This is a genomic window from Streptomyces sp. NPDC044003, assembly GCF_056435185.1.
The window spans coordinates 211,467-228,459 of record NZ_JBWKFA010000009.1 but is presented as its reverse complement, the minus strand read 5'-3'; the positions used below and the strand labels follow the sequence as shown (position 1 = coordinate 228,459).

Annotated in this window: 17 protein-coding genes; 6 read left to right on the top strand and 11 right to left on the bottom strand. The window is 70.9% G+C overall.

The window, feature by feature from the left end; all coding sequences use genetic code 11:
* Nucleotides 1-166: 166 nt before the first annotated feature.
* The 4 genes from AC07AW_RS31205 to AC07AW_RS31190 all read right to left on the bottom strand — a co-directional run bounded on the left by AC07AW_RS31205 (nucleotide 167) and on the right by AC07AW_RS31190 (nucleotide 4,671).
* Nucleotides 167-1,675 (bottom strand): right-handed parallel beta-helix repeat-containing protein, encoded by a 1,509-nt coding sequence (locus AC07AW_RS31205; protein WP_478818811.1) that lies wholly within the window; start codon nucleotides 1,673-1,675, stop codon nucleotides 167-169.
* Between the two features lie 223 nt (nucleotides 1,676-1,898).
* Entirely contained in the window at nucleotides 1,899-2,306 is a 408-nt protein-coding gene (locus AC07AW_RS31200; RefSeq protein ID WP_478818810.1) for a hypothetical protein, read from the bottom strand.
* A 170-nt stretch (nucleotides 2,307-2,476) separates the two neighbouring features.
* Complete coding sequence (locus AC07AW_RS31195; protein WP_478818809.1) at nucleotides 2,477-3,874, bottom strand: APC family permease; 1,398 nt, start codon at nucleotides 3,872-3,874, stop codon at nucleotides 2,477-2,479.
* Nucleotides 3,875-4,353: 479 nt separating this feature from the next.
* Nucleotides 4,354-4,671, bottom strand: coding sequence for a cupin domain-containing protein (locus tag AC07AW_RS31190; protein ID WP_478818808.1), 318 nt, complete (start codon nucleotides 4,669-4,671; stop codon nucleotides 4,354-4,356).
* A 66-nt stretch (nucleotides 4,672-4,737) separates the two neighbouring features.
* On the opposite strand from AC07AW_RS31190, the gene AC07AW_RS31185 reads away from it, so the two are divergent.
* The 6 genes from AC07AW_RS31185 to AC07AW_RS31160 all read left to right on the top strand — a co-directional run bounded on the left by AC07AW_RS31185 (nucleotide 4,738) and on the right by AC07AW_RS31160 (nucleotide 10,122).
* Entirely contained in the window at nucleotides 4,738-4,908 is a 171-nt protein-coding gene (locus tag AC07AW_RS31185) for a hypothetical protein (RefSeq protein ID WP_478818807.1), read from the top strand.
* A gap of 349 nt (nucleotides 4,909-5,257) precedes the next feature.
* Nucleotides 5,258-5,692 (top strand): ester cyclase, encoded by a 435-nt coding sequence (locus tag AC07AW_RS31180; protein ID WP_478818806.1) that lies wholly within the window; start codon nucleotides 5,258-5,260, stop codon nucleotides 5,690-5,692.
* A 276-nt stretch (nucleotides 5,693-5,968) separates the two neighbouring features.
* Complete coding sequence (locus AC07AW_RS31175; RefSeq protein ID WP_478818805.1) at nucleotides 5,969-6,625, top strand: hypothetical protein; 657 nt, start codon at nucleotides 5,969-5,971, stop codon at nucleotides 6,623-6,625.
* A gap of 184 nt (nucleotides 6,626-6,809) precedes the next feature.
* Nucleotides 6,810-7,292, top strand: a complete 483-nt coding sequence (locus AC07AW_RS31170; protein WP_478818804.1) for a MarR family winged helix-turn-helix transcriptional regulator — start codon at nucleotides 6,810-6,812, stop codon at nucleotides 7,290-7,292.
* Nucleotides 7,289-7,735, top strand: coding sequence for a MarR family winged helix-turn-helix transcriptional regulator (locus AC07AW_RS31165; RefSeq protein WP_478818803.1), 447 nt, complete (start codon nucleotides 7,289-7,291; stop codon nucleotides 7,733-7,735). Before AC07AW_RS31170 ends, AC07AW_RS31165 begins: the two co-directional genes overlap by 4 nt.
* Before the next feature lie 374 nt (nucleotides 7,736-8,109).
* Entirely contained in the window at nucleotides 8,110-10,122 is a 2,013-nt protein-coding gene (locus AC07AW_RS31160) for an ATP-binding cassette domain-containing protein (RefSeq protein ID WP_478818802.1), read from the top strand.
* Between the two features lie 98 nt (nucleotides 10,123-10,220).
* Here the strand turns inward: AC07AW_RS31160 and AC07AW_RS31155 are convergent, their stop codons facing one another.
* From AC07AW_RS31155 to AC07AW_RS31125, 7 genes are all read right to left on the bottom strand, one after another.
* Complete coding sequence (locus AC07AW_RS31155) at nucleotides 10,221-11,411, bottom strand: HTTM domain-containing protein (RefSeq protein WP_478818801.1); 1,191 nt, start codon at nucleotides 11,409-11,411, stop codon at nucleotides 10,221-10,223.
* Between the two features lies 1 nt (nucleotide 11,412).
* Nucleotides 11,413-12,150, bottom strand: a complete 738-nt coding sequence (locus AC07AW_RS31150; RefSeq protein ID WP_478818800.1) for a DUF5819 family protein — start codon at nucleotides 12,148-12,150, stop codon at nucleotides 11,413-11,415.
* A 137-nt stretch (nucleotides 12,151-12,287) separates the two neighbouring features.
* Nucleotides 12,288-13,037: a hypothetical protein gene (locus AC07AW_RS31145; protein ID WP_478818799.1), complete on the bottom strand. Its 750-nt coding sequence runs from the start codon at nucleotides 13,035-13,037 to the stop codon at nucleotides 12,288-12,290.
* Nucleotides 13,038-13,405: 368 nt separating this feature from the next.
* A complete protein-coding gene (locus tag AC07AW_RS31140) occupies nucleotides 13,406-13,600 on the bottom strand; it encodes a hypothetical protein (RefSeq protein ID WP_478818798.1) in 195 nt (64 codons plus the stop codon).
* Nucleotides 13,601-14,072: 472 nt separating this feature from the next.
* Nucleotides 14,073-15,329, bottom strand: coding sequence for a serine hydrolase domain-containing protein (locus tag AC07AW_RS31135; RefSeq protein ID WP_478818797.1), 1,257 nt, complete (start codon nucleotides 15,327-15,329; stop codon nucleotides 14,073-14,075).
* A 163-nt stretch (nucleotides 15,330-15,492) separates the two neighbouring features.
* Complete coding sequence (locus tag AC07AW_RS31130; protein ID WP_478818796.1) at nucleotides 15,493-16,230, bottom strand: hypothetical protein; 738 nt, start codon at nucleotides 16,228-16,230, stop codon at nucleotides 15,493-15,495.
* Entirely contained in the window at nucleotides 16,227-16,916 is a 690-nt protein-coding gene (locus tag AC07AW_RS31125; protein ID WP_478818795.1) for an HAD family hydrolase, read from the bottom strand. Before AC07AW_RS31125 ends, AC07AW_RS31130 begins: the two co-directional genes overlap by 4 nt.
* Nucleotides 16,917-16,993 lie beyond the last annotated feature (77 nt).

The following is a 16,993-nucleotide window of genomic DNA, read 5'->3' as shown; positions in this document are numbered from 1 at the left end:
GGTGACGTCGGCGAGGAGCCAACCGGTCGGTGCGGAGGGCACCGGCCCCGAGCCTCGCCTGTACGCAGTCGCAGTACTACCACGTGGCGCCGTGAGCGAGGCCCGAGGACGGACCCTGCCCGTCCTCGGGCCTCGGCCGTCCTCGGGCCCCGGCCGGACGAGGAAGTTACAGGCCGGGTCCGTTGTACGCGCCGCGGTGCGGCTTCGTGGTCGAGCTCACCGGGTTGCCCCAGTAGTCGCGGCCTCCGTTGCCGCTGATGACGGAGCCGTTGTTCAGGCCGGGGGACGTGGCGCGCAGCTTGTAGCCGTCGACGGAGTAGATCGTGTCGCCGCCGGTGCCGGGGTTCACGAACTGCGGGTCGCCGGCGATGCCGTTGGCGGTCGGCCGGGGCACGCCCTGGAAGACGTTCCACAGCCAGGAGATCCCGGCGCCCGTGGGCAGTCGGGAGTCGGTGGTCCCCACCCAGATGTTGTTCTCGACGACGCTCTCGTCGGGGAGCGTGATGCTGAACTTCTTGTCGGTGCAGTAGAGGACGTTGTTGTACATGTGCAGCGCGGACCGTCCTGCGCTGACGCTGCTCATGCGGCAGTCGTTCTCGGAGATGTTGTAGCGGATGATCTGCTGGGCGCCGCCGATGGTGCCGCAGCCGTCGCAGTCGAGGAAGAAGCCGCCGATATTGTCGCGGCTGAAGTTGTACTGGATCGTGCAGGTACCGGTGTTGCCCCAGTCGCAGTCGAAGGCCTGGCTGTCGGCGACGGACATCCGCGTGATGCCGTACACGGCGTTCTTCTGGATCGTCGGGTTGTGGTCGCCGAGCACCCAGATGCCGGCGAAGTTGCCGCCGGAGAAGGGATAGACGCCGTTGCCGACGCCGGAGGCGTTGTTGTACTGGATCATGGGCGCTTCGGCGTAGCTGGCGATGATGCCGTCGCCGCCGACGTCCTTGATGGTGTTGTTCTCGATCAGCACTCCGGTGCCCTTGACGGCCATGGCGCCGACGCGGATCTTGAGGCCGCCGCCGCCCGTGTTGCTGATCTGGTTGTCGTGGACGTGGACGTCGTTGAGGGTCGAGTTCGTGCCGCTCGCGCCGGTGACGATGGCGGCGGACTGGACGAAGTCCTCGGTGGTCGGGCTGTTCTTGTTCGTCTGGCCGGCCACCCGGTCGATGACGAGGTCGCCTATGTCGAAGCCGCGGTGCGCCGTGCCGTCGGTGGCGGAGATCCGCAGTCCGGTGCGGCGGGCGAGGGTGGAGGCGGGGTTGGTGAGCTTGAGGTTGCTGATCCGCCAGTGGTCCTGGTTGGTCAGGGAGACGGCGTTCGGGGCGCCGCCGCCGTCGATCACGGGCAGGGTGCCGCTGCCGTAGCCGGTGAGGACGATGGGGGCTGCGGCGGTGCCACTGCCCTGCGGGGCGAGGGAGCCGGTGCACGTGGTGCCGGCGGCGAAGGCGAGTGTGTCCCCGGGCCCGTACGTCTTCCCGTTGGCCTGTCCGATGCTGTTGAACGGCGCCGCCTGACTGCCGTCCCCGGCGGCCGCCTGCGAGCAGTCCACATAGGTGACGCTGCCCGCGGCCGCGGCAGGCGTGCCGGTGAGGGCGGTGGTTCCGCCGAGTGCGAGGGTGGCAACTATGAGCCCTCGGCCCAGCAACTGCCGTGCGAACAAAGCTCTGTCGGTCATGACGCAACTACCTTTCTGGCGGTCGGGTGCGGCCAGAAGCTAGGTGCGGCTCGTGATCGAGTCAATGCAATCCTGTCGATTGATCGAATTTCGATCAGCGAGTGGGCGATTGCTCGATCTACTGCGCTTGCGTGCGACGCCCCACCGGGGGCGAGCGTTCCGGTCCGGCCGCCACCCCGCACCAGCGGGCCGGCCGGACCGCTGAACGACGGGACCCCTCCGGTCAGAACCCCGCCACCGCGGGCACGAGACGGAGGCGGCAGGCGTCCAGTGCGCTGTCGACATGAGCCTCGAGGCGCGGGTCGGGGGCCAGCGCGGAAAGACGGTGCATGGTCAGCATCGCGTCCCAGGCCGAGGTCCTGGCCAGGGGTGACGCGCCCCAGGTGACGCCTTCGAGGTGGGTCCAGAGGTGACCACCGAAGCCCAGATGAATCGTTCCTGCCCGGGATTCCTCCTCATCGAGGGCTCGACGCGCCGCCGTCAGGAAGGTCACGGCATGCTCGGGCCCGAGCGCCGAGACGACGACCCGGAGGTGGGAGGCGATCAGGGACGTGACCTCGGTCCAGCCGGCCACGTCACCGAAACGCTCGCACAGACGTACGTTCAACAGGTGTTCCATGTCAGTGGTCATGCATGCACAGATACGTTTCCGCTGCCCATGGCGGCCGTCACGACACGCGGGAGGTGGGGTCCACCCCCCGTACGGAGTGATCGTCGTACCTGCCGGCGTCGGCCGGGGTACGCCGGAGGGCCGGGGCGCAAGAAGCGCCCCGGCCCTCGGGTGGGATGGTGCCGGCAGGATCAGACCTGCTCGTCCTCCGGGATGCTGACCAGCCAGCGGGTGTCCTTGCGGGGCCGCAGGTACAGCGCCCAGTAGAGAGTGGCCACCGCCGTGATGCCGCCGGTCCACAGCAGGTACTCGACGTCCTGCATGTAGAGGACGTACGCGAGGACACCGATCAGGACCACCGGGATGGCCGGCCACAGCGGCATGCGCCACGCCGCGACCTCGCGGTGCGCGCCCCGGCGGCTGAACAGGGCGGCCACGGCGACCAGCAGGTACATGCCGGTGACGGAGACGCCGGTGACGCCGTAGAGGGTGTCGAGGTTGACGAAGCACAGGGCCGCGCCGGGGATGCCCACGACCAGGGTGGCCACCCACGGGGAGCCGAAGCGGCCGAGGCGGGACAGAGCGTTGTTGACGGGCTCGGGCCAGGCCTTGTCGCGGGCGGAGGCGAACAGCACGCGGGAGTTCTGAATGACCATCACGATGCCGGCGTTGATGATCGCAAGGGCGACGCAGAGGCTGATGAAGGTGCCGACGGCCGAGTTGGACCAGGCCGCGATCATGCCGCTGATGTCGCCGCCGGTGAGGGTCTCCAGGTCGCCGGCGCCGAGGGTGATGGCGACGACGGGCACCAGGATGACGGCGGTCGAGATGGCGAGGGTGGCGAGCACGGTGCGGGCCACGGACTTGCGCGGGTTCTCCAGCTCCTCGGAGAGGTAGACGGCCGTCGAGAAGCCCTGGGTGATGAAGAGGGCGATGGCGAGGCCGGAGACGACCATGGCGCCGGTGACGAGCGAGTGCGTGCCGCCCTCGGCGGCGACCTGGCCGTGGACGAGGGAGCCGACGCCCCGCTCCGAGTGGGCGAAGCCGAGGACCGCGACGACGCCCGCGGCGATCACTTCGAGGACGAGGAAGATGCCGGTGATCCAGGCGTTGGCGCGCAGGTCGAGGAGGCCCGCGAGGGTCGCGAGGATCATGACGCCGGCGCCGGCGATCGGGGCGGGGATGTGTACCAGGGGCGCGAGGTAGTCGGCGGTCCCCATGGCGATCACCGGTGGCACGATCATCACCACCAGCAGGGACAGGACGAACACCAGCCAGCCGGCGAGACGGCCCGAGAGGGTGGAGACGATGGCGTACTCGCCGCCCGCGCTGGGGATCAGGGTGCCCAGCTCGGAGTAACAGAACGCCACGCCGATACAGAGCAGCGAGCCGATGGCGATGGTGAGCGCGGCGTACGTGCCGACTCCGTCGAACAGGTCGGGTACGACCACGAAGAGGGTGGAGGCGGGCGTCACGCACGACAGCGTGAGCAATGTACCGCCCACGACACCGATGGATCGCTTGAGCTTCTGCGGCACGGGGCCGGTCTGGGGGGCCAACGCGTGCGGCGCGCTGAGGGTGTCGGTCATCAGGCGGTTCCGATCGATGCGAGCGGTGGTTCTGAGCGGGAGCGGTATCGCCTCCGAGGCGGCTGGTGATCAGGTGGTTCCGTGAGCTCCCGGGCTGAATGGAAGCGTGAGCAGAACCGCAGGTCAATGGCCTCTTGGCTGCGGAATCCGAAGTTCCGACACGCCCGGGCCGACCGCCAGGGCGCTAAGAACGCGCCAAGACGGCGGAATCGCTCCGTGCGGGAACCGCAGCCCGCCGGCCAGGACTTTTCCCGCGCTTTACCGCCGCTCCACATTCCGGAATCCCCTACCGGCCGGTACGAAGCCCCCGGCCTGGTCGCGCGCCGGAAGCCGGGCTCGGCAGGACCTCACACACTTCTCGGCTCCGCTCCCCCGCCGACAGGCACCCGCTGCGGTCCCGCGAGCGCGCTCGAAGGCGTGCGCGAAGGCGGCCGGGGCCTGGTGGATGGCGTGGAGAGCGGCAGTGACCGCCGGACCGTTCAGCGCGGCCGCCCACCCGGTGGCCTGCTCTCCGGCGGGCCGTGCCTGCTCCCGTGGGGCAGGAACACCACGTCGCCCGCGCCCAGCCGGAGGGGCTCCACGCCAGGGTCCCGGAGTCGGCAGGACCCCCGCAGGACCGCCTGGAAGCCCGCCAAGCCGACATGGAGGCGAGCTGTTCCCCCCTCTGACCCGTGGATCGTCTCCCTCGGCCCTCCTGGATGCGCCGCACGGCGACGGGCACAGGCCTCCGTACCCCTCGCGCACGCCGCGGCCCTTCCGGTGGCCGGCTGACCGCCTGGCAGACGGTGTTCGAGCACGACGGCACAGTGGCAGCCGGACAGCGTGTGCCGGTCAACGGTGTGGGTGGCGGCATCGGAGGCTTCGTGTCGCAGTTCGCCAGGCACACGCGAGCCGACGTCATCACCGCGGCGAGCCCCCGAAGCACCGAGGCGGTCCTGCGGCAGGGAGCCGACCAGGTGATCGACTACACCGCAGAACCGGTCGGCACCGCGCTCGCCGCGCCCGCGGACACCCTGCTCACCCCGCCCCCCTGACCCCGCCGGACGCCGCCGCTGCTCTGGCACCGCCGGTGCGGCCCGGCGGGCGGATCGTGTCGATCGCGACGCCGATCGAGCCGACTGCCGACGCCGGTGTGACCTCTCCGCACCTGGTCGCCCCAACGACGGCGGGGATCTGGCGGCGCTCGTGTCCCTCGTCGACGGGGGCGCGTTCGGTATCGACATCAGCGGGGTACATCCGCCGGCCGACCTCGCCGACGTCCACCACCTCGGCGAAGCCGGCCTCACCCCTTGAGTCCGACGGCCCCGCGCGGGTGTCACATTCCCGCCCGCCGAATCGTCGTACGACTGAGAAGACCCGCCCCGAACAGAAGGAGACCCCGCCATGTCGACAACCGAGAGAGCGAGCAACGTGGCGGTGCTCCACCGCTTCCACGCCGCCACGAACAGCGGCGACCCGGTCCTCGTCGCGAAGGCCATCGACGAGTTCACTTCACCGGACCTGATCTTCCACGCGCCGGTACCGATGGGGGCCACGGGACCGGAGGCCCTGAAGCGGGTGTGGGCGGCGCTCCTGCACGCGTTCCCCGACATCCACGTCGCCGTGGAGGAGACAGTCGTGGAAGGAGACAGGGTCGTCTCCAGGAACACGGTGACCGGGACCCACCGGGGCGAGTACCGGGGCCTGCCGCCCACCGGGAAGGCCGTCACCTACGGCGAGATGTTCATCTTCCGCTTCGTCGACGGGCGGATCGCCGAGATCCGGGGCGTCGTCGACGTCCTCACGCAGCTGCGCCAGCTCGGCGCCCTCCCGTCCTGACGAACCGCCTGCTCCAACCAGAGCACGGAGCCGGTGCTGAAGACGTCGGAGCCGGGACCCACCGTCCCGGCGCCCGTCACCTACTCGGGGGCACTGAACCCGGGTGCGCCGACGAGACCGGTCCGGGTCAGCACTGTGCCGCCGAAGGCCCGGGCGATCCCGAAGCCCTGACGACCGAGCTCAGAAGTGGCTCAAGTCTCTTGTCCGCCAAGCCCCTCGACGGCAGGGTCGACACAGCCATCGACCAATGGCTCAGGGTTTCAGGGGGACAGCAGCATGAAGATCACGAAGACCAGCCTCTCCGTGTGCGCAGCCGCCGCACTGCTCAGCGGCACAGCCGCCTGCACGTCCGAGAGCGGCGGAGCGGCCCCGAAGGCCACGCAGGCGACCGAGGCGGCATGCGCGAACGGCACGTACACGTGGTTCAACGTCAGCAAGCGGGACGTGCTGACCGGTGTCGCCGAGAAGCAGAAGCTGGGCAAGGGAGGCGGCCTGCTGACGCACGAGCTGTCACGGATCCACACCCCGCTCACCGCCGTCACCTTCGAGAAGGGCCCGCGGGTCGACGCGAAGGCCACGCTCCACTCGCTGGGCACCCACATCGGTGACCCGGACGCCGTCGATGTCGACGACTACGGGTTCGCCGACGTCCGGCGGTCCGCACCGAAGTTGCAGTCCCGCACCACCAACGTCGACGGCGCGGGGACCTTCGTGGACTACGCGTGGGTACAGGAGATCACCGCCGACTTCCAGTACACCTGCGACAACGGCAGGCGAGCGGCGGGCCGCGCGATCAGCTGGACGACGGACGGCTCGGGTGTCCTGGAGTGTGCCACCGCGATCGAGAGCGCGACGCCGCACGAAGCGGCGACGGAAGCAGCCCGCCTGTCCTGCGGCGCGAACAGCCCTGCGGCCAGGGCGAAGAAGGCCTGAGGGAAGAGCCGGGGGGGTCGGTAACCGCCGCCGACCCCCCGCGGAGCCGGCCGTCACCGGCCGTCTGGTCACCAGAAGCCTGAGACCGAGCCGAGCCCCGAGCCCCGAGCCCCGAGCCCCGAGCCCCGAGCCCCGAGCCCGAAAATAGTAGCCATGGACATAGTAGTCATGTACCGTATCTCTCGTGAGTTCAGCAACCGAGAGCGCCACGGCAGGCTTCCTGGTCTGGCGCCTGTCCATGAAGTGGCGCGTGGCCGTCGACCGGGCGGTCGCACCGCTGGGCCTGACCCATGCCCAGTACGCCTTGATGGGGTCCCTGCACGGCATGGCGCACTCCGGGCTCGAACCGAGCCAGCGGCAGCTCGCCGACCACACAGGGCTCGAACCGTTGTACGTCTCCAAGCTCGCCCGCGCGCTGGAGGCGGCCGGACTCGTCGCCCGCACCCGGGACCCGGACGACCCGCGCGCCATGCGGCTCTCGCTCACCGAGCAGGGGCGCGACGTCACCCGCCGCGCCATCACGGTGGTCCAGGGCCTCCTGGACCAGATGCTGGAGCCGCTCGGGGGACAGCAGAGCCCGCGCGCGCAGCAGTTCACCCGGGAGCTCGCCGCCCTGCTCGACGTACCACTTGATCCGCGCACCGACAGAGACGAGGAGCAGTCATGACCACCACCGCACCCACGACCAACGGCCGGGTCATCGCCCTGGCGCACTACTCCGCACGCGCCCTCCTGGAGGGCGTCCTGACCCGCCACGGCGCGACGTTCGAGCAGAGCGTGACGCTCCGGGCCGTCGCCGTCGCGGGCGACTCCGTCGACCGGGACGCGCTCGTCAGCGATGTCATCGGCTCGCTGAAGGCCGACGAGTCGGCGGTGCGCGGAGTGATCGACGGCCTGACGGCCACGAAGCTGCTGGAACAGGACCCGGCGGCCGACTCCCGGCTGCGGCTCACGGACGCCGGGCGGGAGCTGTACGAGTCCACCGCCGCCGAGACGGCCGAGATCTCCGCCCGGCTGTACGCCGGCATCCCGGCCGAGGACCTCGCGGTGGCGGGCCGCGTCCTGACCCTCCTCACGCAGCGAGCGAACGCCGAGCTGGCGGGAGCCTGAGTCGGCCTGGCGGGAGCCTGAGTCGGCGCGGGGCCACGGCAGAGCCGGGGAGGCGCGGCAGGCCGGAGAGTCGTGGCAGAGCCGGGCCGGCGCGGCGCGGTCGCGGCGTTTCGGCCACTCGCCGGCGCGGCCACCGCCCATCTCCCGCAAGGGTCGATGCACCCCGCACGAACGCGTATTCGCTCTGCCATGGGGTTCGGGCACCGTCCGAAACACATGTGTTCGACCTGGTCGGCCTTGTCGTTGAGCTCTCCGACAGCCAGGACCCCGGCCCAGGAGAACGCCATGTACCCCCTTCCCGATCGTCGTCACATCCCCCTCCCCCTTTCCGCCGGACCCCGCCGACCGCGCGGCCGGGATGCGGGGTGGGCGGCATGACGACCACCACGGACGACGCGTCGTCCACGGCCCCGGCCGAGACCGTCTCGGCCTCCGAGCGGCTGCTGTTCGGCGGAGAACTCGCCTACGACCAGGGCTGGAGCCAGCACCGCGGGACCTGGGTGAAGCTGGGCATGTGGCGCATGGCGGTGACCTTCCCCCGCCAGGTCGGGATCGCCGTGCGGCTCGCCCGGCAGGCCGACCGGCGCGCCCTGTACACGGTGGCGGTCAGCGAGATCGGCCGCGGTGTCGCGCAGGCGTTCTCCCTGGTGGCGGTGAACGCGCTGCTGACCGAGCTGCTGGCGTCGGGCATCCTCGTCGACCGGCTCCGGGCGGCCCTGCCGTCACTGGTGTTCGTCTCGGTGATGGCGGTCGTCTCCTCGCTGCTCAAGTCGGCGTCGACCGCCTCGACGGGGATCCTGGAGCCGAAGGTCCAGCGGGTCGCCACCGAGCGGTACCTGGGTCTCGTCGCCCGGGTGGAGATGGACGCGATCGAGGACGACGCCTTCCACAAGCTGATGGACTCGGCGCAGTGGGGCGCCGACGGGGCCCGGCGGATGGTGGGCTACTGCACGGCCGTGGTCGCCTCGGCGATCTCCCTGATCGCGGCCGCGAGCGTGCTGACGGTCCTGCACCTGGCGTTGCTTCCGCTTCTCGTGGCGATGGCACTGCCGAGCGCGTGGGGATCCCTGACGATGGCCCGTGCGCGGTATGAGAGCTGGCACCGGTTCGTCCAGCACGCGCGCGCGGCGCAGCTGCTCAGCCGGCTCCTGATCGACCAGCAGGCGGCGGGCGAGGTCCGCGTCCACGACGTGGGGCCGTTCCTCCTCGAGCACTTCCGCGGCATGGCGGAGACGAGCGAGCGGGAGCAGACCCGGCTCGCGTGGGTGGGGGCCCGCACGGGGCTGCTCGCCGACGGCGCCCGCGGTATGGCCACGGTCGCCGCGTACGCGGTGCTCGGTCTCCTTCTCTGGAACGGCCAGATGGCGCTCGCCGTCGGCGGTACGGCGGTGCTCGCGATCCGGGCCGGGTCGGCGAGCATCACCGACCTGGTGCTGCGCGTCGCCGACCTCCAGGAGGAGTCCCTCTTCGTCGCCGACCTGGAACGGCTCTGCACCGAGGCCGAGCGGCGGGCGATCCCGGAGGTGGGCGTGGACCTGCCGGAGGACTTCGACGCGATCCGTTTCGAGAAGGTCACCTTCTCCTACCAGGGGGCCGAGGAGCCCTCGCTGCGGGAGGTGGACCTGGTCATCCCCCGCGGCAGGACCGTGGCGCTCGTCGGGGCGAACGGGTCGGGCAAGACCACGGTGTCCAAGCTGCTGTGCGGTCTGCACATGCCCGCGACCGGCCGGGTGATGTGGGGTGAGGTGGACGCGGCGGAGGCCTGCCGCGCCCGGCTCTTCTCCCGGGTCGCGATGGTCGCCCAGAACTTCCAGCGGTGGCCGTTCACCGCCCGGGTGAACATCGGGATCGGCCGGCCCGCCGGCGCGATCGACGACCGTGACGTCGACGCCGCGGCCGCCTACGCGGGGGCCGACGACGTCGTGGCGAAGCTGCCCCGCGGACTGGACACACTGCTGGCCCGCGGCTACCAGGGCGGTCAGGAGATCTCCGGCGGACAGTGGCAGAAGATCGGGCTCGCCCGGGCGCGGTACCGGAACGGACAGGTCCTGGTCGTCGACGAGCCGACCAGCGCCCTGGACCCGGTCGCCGAGCAGCGGGTCTTCGACCAGATCCACCGGCTCGCCGGTACGGGCCAGACCACCGTCCTGATCACCCACCGGCTCCACAGCGTCCGCCACGCGGACCTGATCTACGTCCTGGAGCGGGGCCGGGTCGTCGAGCACGGCACGTTCGAACAGCTCATGGACCCGGCCGGCGGCACCGGAGCCTTCCGGGAGGCGTACAACCTGCAGGCCCGCCAGTTCCTGGCGCCCGCCGTCCCCGGGCAGACCGGGCACGCCGGCCGCTCCGACACGTACCCCGCGCCGGAGGAGACGACTGCCTGACCCGGCCCGGGATTCCCGGTCCTGTCCCGACCGCCCGGGGCGGGGGCGTCGACCGGCGCCCCCGCCCCGGGCGGGAAGGAGTACGCGGCCGGGAAAGCTCAGGCGGCCGGCGCTTTCCTGGGCCTGGGCAGGAGGGTTCTCGGCAGGCGCGCGCAGCGGGTGCCGAGGGCCATCAGGAACGCGGTGGGCAGGAAGATCGCGTCGCAGGTGATCATGGCCAGGGAGAAGAACGGGATGCCGAGGAGCACCGCGATTCCCATGTGTTCGAGCATCATGATGCCGAGCAGCACGTTCTTGACCTTGCGGTTGGCCAGCGTGAACGGGAAGGCCACCTGCAGCACGACCGTCCCGTAGCTCATCACCAGGACCATCAGGGTGTTGGCCGCGAGCAGCCCGGAGAGCCAGGGCCAGGGCTCGAAGTACTCGAGGCCCAGCGCGTAGTGCAGGGCGCTGCCCTCCTGCCAGCGCGAGCCCTGGACCTTGTACCAGCCGGACGTGGAGTAGATCAGGCAGACCTGCACGGCGACCGTCAGCATCGCCGTGTTGTGCAGCATCGCGGCGGCCGCGTCCAGCACGGCGCGGCCCTCGGAGTCGGGGAACCGGCGGCCGACGGCGTACCACAGACCCTGGACGCCCCAGAGGGTCCACAGGACCAGCGGCCAGCCCGTTTCCAGGCCGAACGCCACCAGCAGGAACAGTCCGGTGGCCGACCAGAGGGCGACTCCCGTGCGGTCGGCGCCCGAGGAGCCCTCCTTGTTCCGGCGGCGCGCGTCGAGAGACCAGACCTGGGCGCAGCGCGTGAAGACGAGGTAGATCACCATGATCTTCAGGACGTTGTCGCCGCCGTCGCCCACCAGGGAGTTGCGGTTCTCCAGCGACAGCACGCCGACCATGAGCAGCACGCACATGGTCCTGGTGCGCCAGCCGACCATGACCGCGACCGCCGCGGCGACGGTCAGGGTGTAGACGATCTCGAACCAGAGGCGGCCGTCGGACCAGTGCAGAAGGCTGAAGCTGCCGTCCATGCGGCCCAGTTCGAGCGCCATCTCGTACGACAGCGGGCTGCGGTCGCCGTACAGCACCCGCCGGTGGGGCCACTCCCGGAGGAGGAAGGCGACGACGGTCAGGGCCAGTCCGATACGGAGGACGGCGGCCTGGTACGGGGCCCGGGTGGTGCAGACGGCGTGTCCGAGTCGCGCGAGGGCCTGGCGGGCGCGGTCCGGGCGGGCCTGCTCCGGGGGACGGGCCTGCCTCGTCGGGCGGTCGGCGACGGGCGTTTCGGTGCTCAACTCACAGCCCCCTGTAGTCCTGGTCGGTCACCGGCCACCAAGGGAGCATCCGGTAGGTGGTGGTGTCGGGCACGTCCTCGGAGCTCCACGACGGCGGCTGCACCATCGTGTAGCGGCCCGCGAGCTGCATTCCCGTGACCCGCTCGCCCTGCCAGTCGCGCCCGACCCGCTGGAGCGCGATGCGCTTGAGGTAGTCCACGGCCACCTTGCCGCGGATGCCCCTGGGCCGGTTGCCGCGGTCGAGCCAGGCCTCGGAGTTGTCCCAGGCGATGCGGAGCATGTTCTGGTGCACATGGCTGGGCGCCGGATTCCCCTGGATCTCCGCCACGTCCTGCGCGGTGAGGTTGATCCAGTCGGAAGTGCGGAGGGTGCCGTCCGCGCCGCTGGTCCTCACGCGGACGCCGATCGCGTCGTTGCGCTGCTTCGGGTTGGGGGCGAACAGCTTCCAGTCCTGCGCGAACTCGGGCTGGACGTAGGAGTCGATCGCCTTGCCGTGGGTGGCCCTGAGCGCGTTGACCGGCGCCAGGGTCAGGAAGATCATGACCAGGTGCGTCACCAGGGCGCCGGCCAGCAGGACGGCGGTCGCGGTCAGCGCGACGGCCGCCGCGGGAGACCACCGGGGGCCGGTGTTCGGTGCGGGTGCCGGTGCGCCCTCGCTCGACCGCGGAGGGGGCAGGTGCCGCGTCGGCGCAGCCGTGGTGGTGAGGGTTTCGGCGGCGCATTCGCTGGAAGGTTCCATCACGTTCCTTCTTGTGGGCGGCCCGCGTGGTGGTGCACGACAACCACACGGGCCGCACGCCCGAAGCGTCGCTGGTGAATTCAGCGTCGCTCGGTTGTTTCAGCGGCCGCTCGGCGTACCGGCGACCGTTCTCCGGTTCAGCTGAGGGGGCACGTCGCCGTGTTCTTGTCGGTCCAGGTCAGACCGGCGGCGGAGCTGAGCACGTCCGCGATGTCGTTCAGGACCGAGCCACGGGGGCGAACGTACCAAGCGGCGAAATTGTTCGCGTTCTGCGGGTTCCAGATGTAGGTGAGCAGCGGGTCCGAGGGCGCACCGGCCGTGACACCGGCGTTCGTGCGCGCGAGCGTGTCGGTGTAGGGAGGCGTGGGCAGGTCGCTCCAGGTCGACGTGGCCGGGTCGTAAGGCGCCGGCCAGTTGTCGAGGCCCCGGTTGAACCAGTAACCGGGCGAGCACCACTGGTTCGGCGGCGGAGGCGTGGTGGTGGCGCTCGTGGCCGTGGTGGAGGTGGTGGCCGTGGTGGATGTCGTCTGGGTCGTGTTCGTCGTGCTCGTGGTGCTCGTGGTCGTCGCCGTCTGGCCGGTCTGGCCCGTGGTGCTGGTCAGACCGATGAGCCCGGTCGTGAGCCCGAGGTCTCCGATGATCGTCGGGGCGAAGACCGCGTTCTGCGTGCAGTAGCCGAACGTGCCGCCCTTGCAGCTGTGGTCGAGGTCGTACGTGTCGCCCTTCCCCTTGTGGTGCTCCTTGTGGTGCTCCTTGTCCTTGTCACCGTCGCGGTGTGCCGGGGACTGCGTGCTGCTCTGGTCCTGCGCCGCCCAGGGGCGTTCCCAGCCCAGTGCCTGGGAGACGGTGGGGGTGCCCATTCCGAGGGCGAGTACCGAAGCTCCCACCAGCAAGGCTCGTGTGGCCCGCATGACGATCCTTTCCCTGATTTCCGCACGGGATGAGGAGATCCCGCATGTTCAAGCGAGAATTAGAGCAACGCCGATCCATGAAAACAAACAATCCGGCCGCGATTAGTCCGTGTGACGGCGGGAATACACCCCAGGGGCTAGATCTCATCGCATTTACTGACCACCTATCGGGTCGACGGCCGTAATTTACGAAGAAATGCCAGGGCCATCCCGCACGGCGATCCACCAGTAAATACAAACAAATATCCGCCGAACTCACAGGGGAATTCGACGGAACCCGGAAAATGGAAGCGGACGCCCCTGTCGGGGCGTCCGTCGAGATCTTTCGTCAGGAAGGGGCCCGTTCAGGGCCGCCCTGTGGCCGACGAGGCGTCGAGGAGACCGGAGAGGGCCGTCCGCGTCCGGGCGGCCTTCGTCGTGTCGCCGCCCCTCGCCGCCGGGGCGAGTTCGGCGTGGATGAAGGTCGTGTGGTGGCGTTCTGCCGCCTTGGCGAAGCCGTGCGCCTGAAGGCCCGGAACACCGCGCTTCTGCAGTTCCATGACGATCGCGTGGAAGACGCTGTCGGTGCGATGTCGACGTCCGCCGCGTCTCTCCGGCCGGAGGTGCGGTGGGCACCGGCGAGAACGAGCGAGCCGCCCGGCGTGTCTCCAGGACCGCGCCGAGAGCCTCGGTGCCGCGGGCGGCCACCGGGTGGGGCACCTGCACGCTCCAGCGGACGGCGGCGTCGGCGTTGACGTAGAGCCGCCCCCATCGCGCCTCGACCCCGGTTCCCAAGGCGGCGACCTCGTCGTAGCGGCGGCCGGAGGCGGAGTCGGTGAGCCGGGTCACGCGGAAGCCGACGGCGGCGAGGCCCTTCTCGGCCTCTTCGAGCTCGCCGTCCAGGAGGTGACCGACACCACGGGCGAGAGCCTCGCTCTCGGCATCGCCGGGGGGCGGGTAGGTCGCTCGGGCCCCGGCCTGCTTTCCGTACGCGACGATCCGGCGCGAAGGGCCTCTGAGGACCGGCGGCCGTCAGCGCGCTCCGTCCGCCCCGGACGCCCCGGTCACTCCGTCCGCCCCGGACGCCCCGGTCACCCCGGTGAACGCAGCGCCGGCGACGGCCTGTATGTAGTCGCCGTACTGGCGCCCCGCTCCCGTGCCGTTGGGGTTGAAGGAGTAGACCAGGCGGCGCTTGAGATCACGGGTGGCGAACATGCCGTTCTCCCAGCCGGGGCGGGACCCCGTCTTGCCCCATACGGTGACGTTGTCGTTCAGGGTGAGCCGCATCATCCCGCCGGGGCCGAAGCACGCGGTGCCGGCTTTGAGGCAGTTCTTGTTCGCCGGGGCGTTGGGCACCTCGGGGACGGAGAAGGCCACCTCCTGCTCGGCCGGCGGGAGCAGGCGACCACGGAAGAGGGCCGTCATGAAGCGGTCCAGGTCGGCGGCTGTGGAGATCATCCCGCCCTCCGCCCAGGGGTAGGGGTTCTGCTCGGTGACGTCGTCGCCGTCGACGTACACGCGGGTGTGCGGGCTGGGGAGAGTGATGTCGCCGGCGGCGGGCAGGCTGGTGTCCCGTAGCTGAAGGGGGCGGAGGATCCGCCGGTCGAGCTCGTGCCGGAAGGTGTGGCCGGTGACCTTCTCCACGAGCAGGCCGACGATCACGGTGTTGATCCCGTTGTACTGCTGGACCGTGCCGGGGGCGGGGCGGTGTGCGGTCCACTCGTGGTCCTGCGCGGCGAGCGCGAAGGTGTCCCGTACGCCGTCCGAGGGCGTCACGCCCTTCAGCCACCATCCGGGCTCACTGCCGGGGATCGGCGGCGGCCCGGGGGTGGGGGCGGGCTTCGGAAGCCCGCTGGTGTGGTCGAGCAACTGTCGCACCGTGACCGTGCCGTAGTCCGCCGGAATCAGATCCGGGAGGTGGCGCCTCACCGGGTCGTCGAGACCGATGCGGTGCTCGGCGACCAGCTGCAGGGCCACCGTGTGGGTGAAGACCTTCGTCACACTGCCGATGCGGAAGTGGTCCTCGGCGGTCACGGGGCCGGCGGTACCCGTCCACAGGGGACCGCGGCCCGGTCCGTCGACTCTGACGAGCACACCGGCCTGGTAGCTCGGCAGGGGCGTGACCAGTTTCCGCAGGGGCTCGGGATCGAAGGTGGTCGCCGTGCTCGCCGTGGACGGCTGCCCCGGGGCGAGGGCCGTGGCGGCGGGGACGCCGGCTCCGACAGTGAGGACCGAGGCGGCGAGGCCGGCCACGGCGAGGCGGCGGAGAGTGGTCTGACGGACGCGCACGGGCTGCTCCGTTCTGCTGAGGCGGCGGGGCTCGTTGCGCCCCCCTGACACCATCAACTCTCGTGTCCGCGCCGCCCGGTGACCATCCGTGATCACCCGGAGCCGACCCCGAGTCCCCCGGACAGGGCCCCTGAGAGCCACCCCCGAGAAGGGCCCCGTACGCCTACCGCCCGCGCATCAGTTCCAGGTCCTCGCCCCATGCGTCGAGCACCCCTCCGTGCCCGTGGTCCCGGGCCACCGCCTCCACCCGGGCGAAGAGCCGGCGTTGGGCGGAGACGTCACCCGACCCGGAGATGCGGCCCACGGCGTCGAGCAGCCCGTCGGTGTCCCAGCCGGGCAGCGGGTGACGAAGGAGTTCCCACTCCAGGTACTTGTTGTAGGGACGAGGGCGACGGTCGAGCGCGAAGAGCAGTTCCAGCAGGTGGCCGATGCTGTCGGAGGCGTCGAGCCGGGCCGCGAGGCCGTGTCCGTCCCTGTCGTTCTTGAGGGAGCGGTAGAGGGAGTTGGCGTAGGCGTCGAGCCATCTCGCGGCGGCGCGGGACGCCTCATCGGCGGTGAGGCGCGCCTTGGCGGCCAGGATCCGGCCGATGTCTCCGTCGAGCCGGTCGAGCACGACCCGGGCGCGGGCGAGGGCGTACCGCTCGAAACCCGGCATCCCCACGGCCCGGAAGGCGTCGAGGGTGAGGAGGACGAGGTCGAGCTCTCTGGTGCGGTGCCCCGCGTACCGGGTGAGCGGCGTCGGCACGCCTTCGGCGAGGACGACGTACAGGTCGTGGTCGGAGTGCTCGGTGGTCATGCCCTCGTGCGCCCGGGACCCCTTGAGGACGAGGCCGAGGACGGCCGGGTCGGCGGAGGCGGCCTCGACGAACGCGTCGTAGGTGAGGGGTGGTGGGGGCTTCATCGGGAGATCCCGCAGGCCCCGAGTACCAGGTGCAGCCGTTCCTCGGCGGTCCGGGTCACGGGCGGGAGCAGGAGGGTCGCGAGGCCGGCTTCGACGCCTCCGCCGTCGCGGGCGGAGCGGTCGCCGACCATCAGGGCCTCGTCGGGGCGCACCCCGAGCTGGTCCAGGGCGACGCCGAAGAAGGCGGGGTCGGGCTTGCACAGGCCGTGTTCGAAGGAGAGGGCGTAGCTGTCGACGTATGCCTCCAGGCCGGCCTTCTCGAAGGCGGGCCGGATGTCGAAGTGAATGTCGCTGATGACGGCCACTTTCAGGCCGGCGGCCTTGAGCGCCGCCAGCGCGGGTGCGACATCCGTCGCGAACGGGTTGCCGGCGGGGTCGGAGAGGGTCGTGTAGAGGGCGTCGGCCAGGACCGGGTCGATCGCCGCGGCACGCACCCACGCGTCGTAGCCCTCGCGGTGTGCGGCGGCCGACACGTCGGACCAGCCGCCGGCCATCTCCGGCAGCCTTCCCGCCTCGCTCAGGGCCTCGCTGATCCGCCGTGTCTCCGCCTCCGACGCGTCACGGCCGAGCCGGAGCAGCGTCCGCTCGATCCACGCGGCCCCCTTCGGCCGCCCGGGCACCGGGCCCCACTTGGGCACGACGAGCGTCCCGACCCAGTCGAACAACACTGCTTTGAAGAAGGGCATGTCTCCCCCGAGACCTGGCGTTTCATGATCGCAGGCAGACTCTCAGGCACATACGGAGGCGTCAATGCCCCCTGGCG